We start from the raw sequence: 9354 nt of genomic DNA, 5'->3' as shown, positions 1-9354 counted from the left end.
TCGCAATAAAATGAATAGCGGTACATAACAGTCGTGCAGCTACGTTCTTGACTTAGGGATGCAAAGTATCTTACCGCAAGAGAAATGCTTAATAAGAACATACGCAGGGTGAGTTATGAATTGTTATTGTTTTATGCAAATAAAACAATAAGGAGGTAACGTCAATGGCACGTTATACAGGCCCAATCTGGAAAAAGTCTAGAAGACTTGGTTTCTCAGTATTGGAAAACGGAAAAGAATTAAACAAGAGACCTTATGCTCCAGGTCAGCATGGTCAGAAGAGACACAAGAGCACTGAATATGGTCTTCAGTTAGCAGAAAAGCAGAAAGTAAGACATATGTATGGTATTAACGAAAAGCAGTTCCACAACACTTTCAACCGCGCTTCTAAGATGGAAGGTGTAACTGGTGCAAACTTCTTATTCTTACTTGAATCAAGATTAGACAACGTAGTTTATAGAATGGGATTTGCAACAACTCGTAGAGCAGCTAGACAGTTAGTAAACCATGGTCATATTTTATTAAACGGTATCAAGACTGATATCCCTTCATGTAGAGTAAATCCTGGTGACGTTATTACTGTTAAGGAAAGATCTCAGCAGTTAGATGTTATCAAGACAGCTTTAGAAGCTCAGACTCATACTCCTGGCTTCGTTGAAGTAGATGCTGAAAAGAGAACTGGTAAGTTCACTAGACTTCCTGAAAGATCTGAATTAAATCAGGAAATCAACGAACAGCTAATCGTCGAATACTATAACAGACTTGGTTAATTCTATTAGCAGCCTTAGGGCTGCTTTTTTATTGGAGTATATATGAATGCAACATTTAATTTAATCATGGATATTGTTGGCACTATTGCTTTCGCAATTTCTGGTGTGATGGTTGCTAGTAAAAAGAAGATGGATTTATTTGGAATTAATATTCTTGCACTATGTACTGCAGTAGGTGGAGGGATGGTAAGAGATGTACTAATCGGTGTTACTCCCCCTGTTATGTTTAGAAACCCAATCTTCGTGATTATTGCACTAGTTACTGCCAACTCAACTATTTTAATATTATATTTTCATAAGAAAACAACAAGCAAAAGTATTGAATCTTTGACGACTCAATTATTATTTATCTTTGATACTCTTGGCCTTGCCGCTTTCACAATGGATGGTGTAAATGCAGGTATGGCTGTTCATCACGGAATATTCCTTCCTGCCTTTCTAGGTGTTATGACAGGTGTAGGGGGAGGTATTATTCGTGATGTTCTCGCAAATGAACTCCCTCAGGTATGTATAAAACAGATCTATGCTTCCGCTTCAATCATTGGCGCCATCATTACATGTTTATTCATTAAATATGGGGAAACCAATGCTGCAGTTGTATTAGGCTTTATTATTGTTGTACTTATTAGAGTACTTGCAGCCCATTATCGATGGGATTTACCAACAATAGATTACTGTGGAGACAAAAACAAAAAATAGGTCTAATGACCTATTTTTTTTCATCTTCACCAATACCTGATTGAACATTTGTATACTTCATTAATGAATTAATTAATTGTGTACGATTACGTTTTGTCATTGGCACCTTATCTCCATTTGTAAGTTCTACATAATCAGGCCCAAATAAACGAATATAATCTCTGTTAATAGTATAACTTCTATGAATCTTGAAGAACTGTGTACCAAGTAATTCTTCCATTTTATTAAAAGAGACTGTTGAAGTAATTTCACCTTTATTTGTATAAAGTACTGTATTATGCTGGAATGCCATGACATAATAAATATCTTTTAAAGGAATCAAACATGTATGCTTGTTCTTATCATTCACTAAAATTGTTTTATCTGGCTCCATAAGCTTTTTAACCATATCCTTATAGTAATGATATGTACTAGATCCCATCTTATGAGGGAATAACTCTCCGTCTTCTAACTGTCCTAAACGATCTGGTGTATTTAAATAAACAATACGTCCTTCCTTTTCTTTTTCAATAGACCAGACGAGTGTACATCTTTGTTGTTCATGAATCATTTCTAATGAATTCATATCTGTCATAAGAAAAAAGCGACCGACAATAATACATGTGTTCTGCTGATTAAAAACGCATTGAAAATCAATATGTGTCAATTCACTTTTTAAACTATCATTCATTACAGAATATAAATAATTCATTAGCTCATTCTTGCTTGAATAATATTGACTTGGATCAGCACCACAATAAAAAACATCATTGTCTAGATAATGGCTTAAAAGGTTCACATCTTTATGCCAAAAAGCTTGAATAATTTCTCTACTTGTCTCAATTAAATCTTGTACCACTTTTTTTCTCATAATTATCACCACTTATAATTTACCAAAAATAATATTATAAGTCTCATGGTATGTATAAAAGGTTTTTTTATTGCACGAAAAGTATCTTTTTCTCTTTGATTTATTCAAATGGATAAATCATACCCCATTGTTTTCTGATTTTAGTAAGTATTTTCATGACATTACTTGTATTATCTAATGTTTTACTATATTTATTACTTACATAATCCTCCATATCTTCAATTTTGTAAAATAAAGCGGCTTTTGTTTCTCCATTTTTTATTTTCACTATGTCCATCAGAGGAACAAGTAATCACTGCCTGGTCTCCTCTAGGATAGTTATAGATTTCAATATATCCATTTTCACAGGCAATAAGACCACGTTTAGGCTGTTTTGCATGCATCATGAGAGAGATAACAGCCATTTACTTGAAATTATTTAATGCATTTATATTTTGATCTACTTCATCACAACCACCAAAAGATAAATCAACACGATTGACTGACCAGAGTGGTAATAGTTCAAGTCCAGCCCGAATACACGCCTGTTCTGCCGCAAACAAAGGTGTAACAACCTTGACATCTTTATGAGAATGACTTAAATATTCAACAAAATAGCCAATTGTTTCCCCACCTCCTAGACCAACAACCATATCATCATCAATAAGTTCTAAAGCGGTCTTAACACTTCTCTTCTTCACTTTCATCCATTTTCTATCTATGAAATTATCTTACGCAAACAATGCATCACTTAGATTTATTTTCGTTAAGAAAAGGGATGAAGAAAGTATTATTCTCCACCTCTTTCATACCTAATAAATCTTGTCCCTTGATAAGTCAATATGCCTTTTTCTCCTTCTGTTAGAGATAAATAGACATAATAATCAACAAGTAATCTTTTTATTCTGCCATCTTCTAATCCAAAACAGACATAATACTTATTTTCATTCAATTCTTTTGTAAGTATACTTGCCCCTATTATATGGACTAGTGCACGATTATTCTTGAACCAGCATATAATTGTATTGGCATCAGCCATACAGATCATACCTACTATAACAAGACAAACAAATACAACTCCCATAAACTGCCTCAATTCTAGTCTTCTTCATTTGATGTCTTAAAAAAGCTTTCTAAAAAAATAAATAAATATTCCATTCCTATCACCTCAATAGTAACTAGTATAGTGTTTAGATATGTAATTGTTATGGACTCTGTGTGTTTTTTATATGTATTTTTCATTAAGAAAAGGACTTCATTTGAAGTCCTTTCTAATTCTTAATACTCTTTCTTTCTCATCACAAGATAAATACCACTCAATGATACAAAGATAGAACTGAATACACTTGCAAGTGGTGTCAAATCACTAGTCTGCGGTTTCTTATTTGGCTTAGCTTCACTTGGTTTAGATTCGCTAGGCTTTGTTTCACCAGGTTTGTTTTCATCTGGCTTAGATGGCTTGTCCGGTGTAATGACTGGATCTTTGACCTTTTCTAATCCATCAATTGCATCTTTAAGATTCTTATAAGCTGCATCTACTTCAGATTGCTCAGGTTCTTCCTTATTTAAAACATCCTGAGCCTTCTTTAAAGCATCCTGAAGTTTATTCCAGCTTTCTTCTGTATAATCCTTCTGATTCTTATCAATAGAACCTACTAAATCCTCTAAATCCTTAGTATCAGCATCTTCCTTGATTACAGGAGTCTTCGCAATCAAATCCTTTAATAAAGCGTTATAAAGATTTGTCTTTGCTTCATTGATTTCATTTGCTGAAGCATCTCCCTTCTTTAATACAGCTTTTGCCTTTTCTAATGCAGTATCTAACTTTTCTAATGATTCCTTAGTATAAAGTGTACGATCCAATCCTTCTGCATGTTTAACAAGTGCTTCAAGTTCTTCTGCTCCAGTAGATGCTGGCACATAATGAATCTTGAATTCAGCTGCGCTGCCAAATCCACCCTTAGCTGCTAAGATATTAAATCTTACATACTTTGCATCAACTGCATCAAAGCTGATTAACTTACCTTCTGCATTTAATGGAAGTGTACCTTCTTTGACTTTCTTGAAAGTCTGCCCATCAGTACTTACTTCGATACTATACTGAGTCACTGTACCATTACCAGCATTACTACGTGGTAAATAATAAAGTCCATCTACCTTTTCAGTTGTACCCATAGTAATCATATACCAGTGTGGTAAAGAAGCACCATTCCATAATGTATGCCAGAATGTACCTGGGTTACCATCTAAAGCATTAGAAGCAGGCGTTTTTTCATTTGCAGTTTCCTGTGAAGAAGCAGTACCTGTCATCGTACCCTGATAGTAATATAAATCAGCCATATCCAATAATGCAAGTCGATCTAATGCACTCTGCAAATCTTTTGCATACGCATCAACCTGAGACTGCATACCTCTTGGTAAATCATATACAATATTGTTCTTAGCTGTTTCTAAAGCATCCAAAGAATCCTTTGTATAGATCTTAGTCAAATCAGTGTTAGGAATTTTTGCAAGAATAGCTTCAATTGCACTATAATCAGCCTTCTTATAAGTCACTGTCGCAATCAAATCTTTCATACGTTTTACAACATCCGCAATACGCGCAGCATCTGGATCAGCCTGACAAGTAAGAGCCTCTCCTTCTTTGATTAATGATCTTATTGCATCCTTCTTAGAAGCATCTACTTTCTTATCTGCTTCTAATGCATGTAAGATCAATAATGTGTTATCTAATTCACTCGTTGAAGCATAGTCCTTATTCTTTGCAAGCACAATATCATCAATATAACCCACAAAAGCATGTGTTTTACTTCCCACTCTTTCAAATGGAATCATTGTAGTTGCAATAAGTTTGTTACCTTCAACCTTTTCATCATCACCCTTACGGTCTACAAGCTTGCCATTAACATATAATTCAGCATACTTGCGATTACGTCCGTTATCTGGGTTCTTGATTTCAATTTCAACCCACTGTCCTACTGGAAGTGAATAATCAAAAGTAATATCAAAGTTTTCTCTTGAGATAGCTACTTTACCTGTACCCTTTTGAACACCTTTGATAGAACCATAACTTGATTCAAATAGGATCTGGTCTTTATCAATTGAAGATGAAGTACGTTTTACCTTGAATCTTAAGCTATTGTTTAATCCTACAGTTGTATGAAGCTTAGTTTCTACATATGAAGAGTCGCCCAATAAATGAACAGCCTTCTTATAATCAACATCTTCTACATCTGCATTCACACCCCTATATGAAGTGTTATTGTCGATGACTTCAAATACACCATCTTTGTCTTCTACATTATAGGCAAAGTTGGTACCAGGTGCATCTCCTAATAAGCTCGCTGCATTTTCTGCCTGACTCTGAGTTAATGATCCTTTACCCCAAAGCTTAGCACCAAATAATGCAGCAGATGCCTGAATACGATCATAAACATCATATTCAGTAATACCATTATTGAGGTAATCTGTCATATCATTCCATACTGCAAAAGAACCACCAAGCATCTGTTTATCACCAGCAGGAATATGCTTACCACCCACTTCATTGATTGGTAAGTTATATACTGTTGAATTATTCAAATAGTCGTAGTAGTACCCTGCATTTGGTACGATGTAATAGTTACCATCATTACAGTTAATAAGGTCAAAGCCTTCTTCGTACATCTTATCCATATTAGCCCAGCCGTAGTTCCATAAGTTCATTTCTACATTCTGCGCCTTTACAGTTACATTACCCTTAAGACTTGATAAACTTCCCCATAGACGTGCTTTACGTCCTGAGTTTTCTACATAATCAATCATATCGTTACAGAAGCGACGATATGCATTTGGATCCTTTGTATATTCATCCGCACCAATATGTACAGTTGTCTTAGAATCAAAGACTGGATCAGAACCATTCATATATTCACCAAAGATTTCCTGTACAAAAGCCACTGATTCATCATACTTAGTTACTAAGTTCAAATGGTCATTGTCACGACCATAAGTACCAGCACGTAAGTCAGGACGCACCTTAGTAAGAGCAAGAGAATGCGCTGGTGTATCAATTTCAGGAACAATATTTACCCCATACATTCTTGACTGTTTAATGAAATTTCTAAATGCCTTCTTAGTATAGAATACATCTGTACTTGTTAAATCAGCCTGGTTCTTACCACCCTTCTTGATATCAGATTCAAGACGGAATCCAGAATAAGCTGTCATAGGGTCCTTACCTGCATTAGAGTAGTTCTCTAGAGGAATGACATTATCATTTAAATGTACCTGGAAGTCATTCAACTTATACCAAGACATTTCCTTCATCAACATTGTTAGATTATCCATAGTAAATGTCTTACGTCCTACATCAAGAATAAAACCTCTAACAGAATAAAGTGGATAATCTCTTGTCACACCCTTAGGCATAGTGAGCTTATTAAGCTTTAAGATCTGTAAAATAGTACGTGTAGACCAGAAAGCACCTGTTTCTTGTTCAGCTTTTACTGATACAGTATCACCAATTTCTAAAATATAACCTTCCTTATCTAAGCCTAAGTTTTCTTTCTTATCTACAAGATCAAGAACGATATCTCCTGCTTTTGTTTCACCGCTTGTAACGATATCTAACTTAGATCCTGTGATTTCCTTTAAATCACTCTGGAATGTTTTTGCCATTTCATTCAATTTAGAATTGCGCACCACAATACGACCATTCTTATTAAAGTTGAATGTACCTGTATGACCTTTCCATTCTCTTAATTCTGGTAATACGATAGGGGCTGCATTATCTCCCTGTTCGACGTTATATTTACCAGGAATATTCACTGCAATTTCTTTAAATAAATAATCATTCTTATCTTTCTTATTTGTTGCTTTGAAAGATAAAGTAGCAGTTGTATCAACTAAAGGCTGATAGATAGTCAAATCATCACCAACAAGCTGTTCATAATCAGCACCATTGAATGTAATTGTATAATCTTCAGATTCTGGAAGAGTTACATTAACCTTCTTATCACCCTTCTTCACTTCTGCTACTGTAATAGAATCCATTATTTCATTCACATCAACTGTTGGTTCTCCACCATATACTTCCATTTCATAAACAGAAATATTATTCCAGTTAATGCCAGTATCTGGATCTAATGGATCCACTGCATCAATATACAAGCGTACATAACGTGCCTTCACCGCTTTATCTAAGACAATCTTCTGAGTCTTATTAGCAGGACGGCTGTTAAATACTTTTGCATCTGTCCACTTGTCTAGTTCAGTTGCATACTGGATTCTATACTTTGTCGCTTTTCTTGTTTCCCAAGTTAGGCGTACAGTCTTGACATCTAATACATCTTCAAGATCCACATAAATCCAATGAGGTGCATTCTTTACACCAGATGCCCAGCGTGATGTTCCCTTAGTATTACCATCAAACGCTTTACCTGCTGTAAATGAAGTACCACCTTCAACTGAAGAAGCCACTGCTGGCTTATTGAATGCAACGTTTTCTGTAGGGTTTTGAGGTGCTTTATCTGATGAATTCAATACTTCAAATTCACAGCATGATACACTGTCGTACCCTTCCATCTTTGTCACTTCAACTTTTACATAACGTGCTTTTTTAGCACTAGATAAGTATTCTACAGAAGTACGTTTCTTGTTACCTGTTCTTTTTACAATAGCTTCGCCCCAATTTGTATGATCATCTGAAGCATAGATATTATAAGAACCTGCATACACATCATTACTTTCCCAAACCATCTTTAACTGATTGAAAGACTCAGACTTACCTAGATCTACATAGAACCACTGCACTGGAGCGCCTTCTGTAGACCATCTTGTACTTTCATTACCATCTGTGAGGTTTTTCTTAGGGAGTGTAGGATACTCTGCACTTACTACAACATTCTTGTTTAACGCTAAATTGACATTCGTAGGTGTCTCAGTCTTTTCCTGAGTACCCATGACTTCAAATTCTGCCACTGAAATACTTGGATAAGCACCATCACGTAATTTTTCTACAGTTAATCTTACATAACGATACTGTACAGGTGTATCAAGTGTTACTACTTCATCTACGCCAAATCCTTCTGGTTTATCTGCTGAATTATGAATCAATGCATAAGATGAACCATTGAGTGATCCTTCAATCTTGAATTTACGTACTCTTTGAAGAGCATTGCCATCCTTAGGATTCTCAAAATGGATATTAAAAGATGAAATCGTAGACTGTGCACCTAAATCCACATCAATCCAATGGTTAGTCGCAGCATGTTCACCAAATTCAGTTGCCCAGCGTGACGACTTATCACCATCCACTGCTTTTTCAGCACCAAATCCAGAACATGCATAACTTGTTGTAACTTTCTTATTTAATGCAATATTTGTGATTGTATCTGCATGGACAAGAGTCATACTCCAGCTAGAAATAATCATACTCGCACTAAATAATGCAGCTACGACTTTCTTTAATCTTCCCACGATTTTCACTTTCCTTTCTGATTGATTGTCCTCCAATAAAAAAAGACCAAACACAAAAAGACATGATGCAGCGCATGCTTAAATGTGTCTGGTCTTGCCTACTTAAAGTAACAATCCATCTCATGTAAGAGTATAGTTCATTTAACCTCTTACATCAAGTTTTTCATAACAATTATTTTAGAAATTATTTTAGGTGTTTACCGCAATTCATCTCCCACCTATATTTCATATAAAGGTGAGGAGTTCTTGTTCACGGTGTGTTAAAAAAAAGGAGCACATCCCGACATATATGGGCAGAGGACACTCCTTCTAGGCTTATTAGAAACACAATCCAAACAATAATCAACTATCATTTATAGAATCTTAATATCTGATATTGATAATAGTCATCCTTATCTAGATAACCAACAGAAATACCTTTTCCATTATATGCTGTTTTACCACTACTTGATTTATCTTTTGCTTCTTTGAATAATGTATCAATCTCTGCATCCGTTGCTTTATTGTAGTTTGCTTTAATAAGTTTTTTTGTATATGTAAGTGCCTCGTCATGATACTTACTTGCCTTATCCACAAAAATTGGATAATAGAAATCAA

The 9354-nt window shown here is 35.1% G+C and carries 8 protein-coding genes; 2 read left to right on the top strand and 6 right to left on the bottom strand.

Features of this window, described 5'->3' with window-relative positions; all coding sequences use genetic code 11:
• Positions 1 to 164: 164 nt before the first annotated feature.
• Both rpsD and B2S90_RS04180 read left to right on the top strand, forming a co-directional pair.
• A complete protein-coding gene (rpsD, locus tag B2S90_RS04185) occupies positions 165 to 770 on the top strand; it encodes a 30S ribosomal protein S4 (RefSeq protein WP_055235104.1) in 606 nt (201 codons plus the stop codon).
• A 42-nt stretch (positions 771 to 812) separates the two neighbouring features.
• Positions 813 to 1469 carry a trimeric intracellular cation channel family protein gene (locus B2S90_RS04180; RefSeq protein WP_055235106.1) on the top strand — a complete coding sequence of 219 codons (657 nt, stop codon included), beginning with the start codon at positions 813 to 815 and terminating at the stop codon, positions 1467 to 1469.
• A 10-nt stretch (positions 1470 to 1479) separates the two neighbouring features.
• On the opposite strand, the gene B2S90_RS04175 is transcribed toward B2S90_RS04180, so the two are convergent.
• The 6 genes from B2S90_RS04175 to B2S90_RS04150 form a co-directional block, all read right to left on the bottom strand.
• Positions 1480 to 2319, bottom strand: coding sequence for a LytR/AlgR family response regulator transcription factor (locus B2S90_RS04175; RefSeq protein WP_055289890.1), 840 nt, complete (start codon positions 2317 to 2319; stop codon positions 1480 to 1482).
• 100 nt (positions 2320 to 2419) lie between these two features.
• Complete coding sequence (locus B2S90_RS04170; protein WP_279067751.1) at positions 2420 to 2587, bottom strand: hypothetical protein; 168 nt, start codon at positions 2585 to 2587, stop codon at positions 2420 to 2422.
• Positions 2588 to 2723: 136 nt separating this feature from the next.
• Complete coding sequence (locus tag B2S90_RS04165; protein WP_278779240.1) at positions 2724 to 3005, bottom strand: hypothetical protein; 282 nt, start codon at positions 3003 to 3005, stop codon at positions 2724 to 2726.
• Between the two features lie 83 nt (positions 3006 to 3088).
• On the bottom strand, positions 3089 to 3382 hold the full coding sequence (locus tag B2S90_RS04160; protein ID WP_055232434.1) for a DUF2500 family protein: 294 nt from the start codon (positions 3380 to 3382) through the stop codon (positions 3089 to 3091).
• Between the two features lie 194 nt (positions 3383 to 3576).
• The gene (locus B2S90_RS04155) at positions 3577 to 8757 is read right to left on the bottom strand and encodes a discoidin domain-containing protein (protein WP_286696578.1); all 5181 of its coding nucleotides are present in this window, start codon (positions 8755 to 8757) and stop codon (positions 3577 to 3579) included.
• 349 nt (positions 8758 to 9106) lie between these two features.
• The coding region (locus B2S90_RS04150) for a hypothetical protein (RefSeq protein WP_286696577.1) at positions 9107 to 9354 on the bottom strand (248 nt) is incomplete at its 5' end.

Origin of the sequence: Catenibacterium sp. UBA627, from assembly GCF_002299355.1 — a bacterium.
GTDB classification, from domain to species: domain Bacteria; phylum Bacillota_I; class Bacilli_A; order Erysipelotrichales; family Coprobacillaceae; genus Catenibacterium; species Catenibacterium mitsuoka.
The sequence above is the reverse complement of the archived record's forward strand: the minus strand, read 5'-3'. Positions and strand labels throughout refer to the sequence as shown.

What these genes read in the sequence shown, in the direction of transcription:
- rpsD (WP_055235104.1), top strand. Translation starts at nt 165, where the DNA reads ATGGCACGTTATACAGGCCCAATCTGGAAAAAGTCTAGAAGACTTGGT.
- B2S90_RS04180 (WP_055235106.1), top strand. Translation starts at nt 813, where the DNA reads ATGAATGCAACATTTAATTTAATCATGGATATTGTTGGCACTATTGCT.
- B2S90_RS04175 (WP_055289890.1), bottom strand. Translation starts at nt 2,319, where the DNA reads ATGAGAAAAAAAGTGGTACAAGATTTAATTGAGACAAGTAGAGAAATT.
- B2S90_RS04165 (WP_278779240.1), bottom strand. Translation starts at nt 3,005, where the DNA reads ATGAAAGTGAAGAAGAGAAGTGTTAAGACCGCTTTAGAACTTATTGAT.
- B2S90_RS04160 (WP_055232434.1), bottom strand. Translation starts at nt 3,382, where the DNA reads ATGGGAGTTGTATTTGTTTGTCTTGTTATAGTAGGTATGATCTGTATG.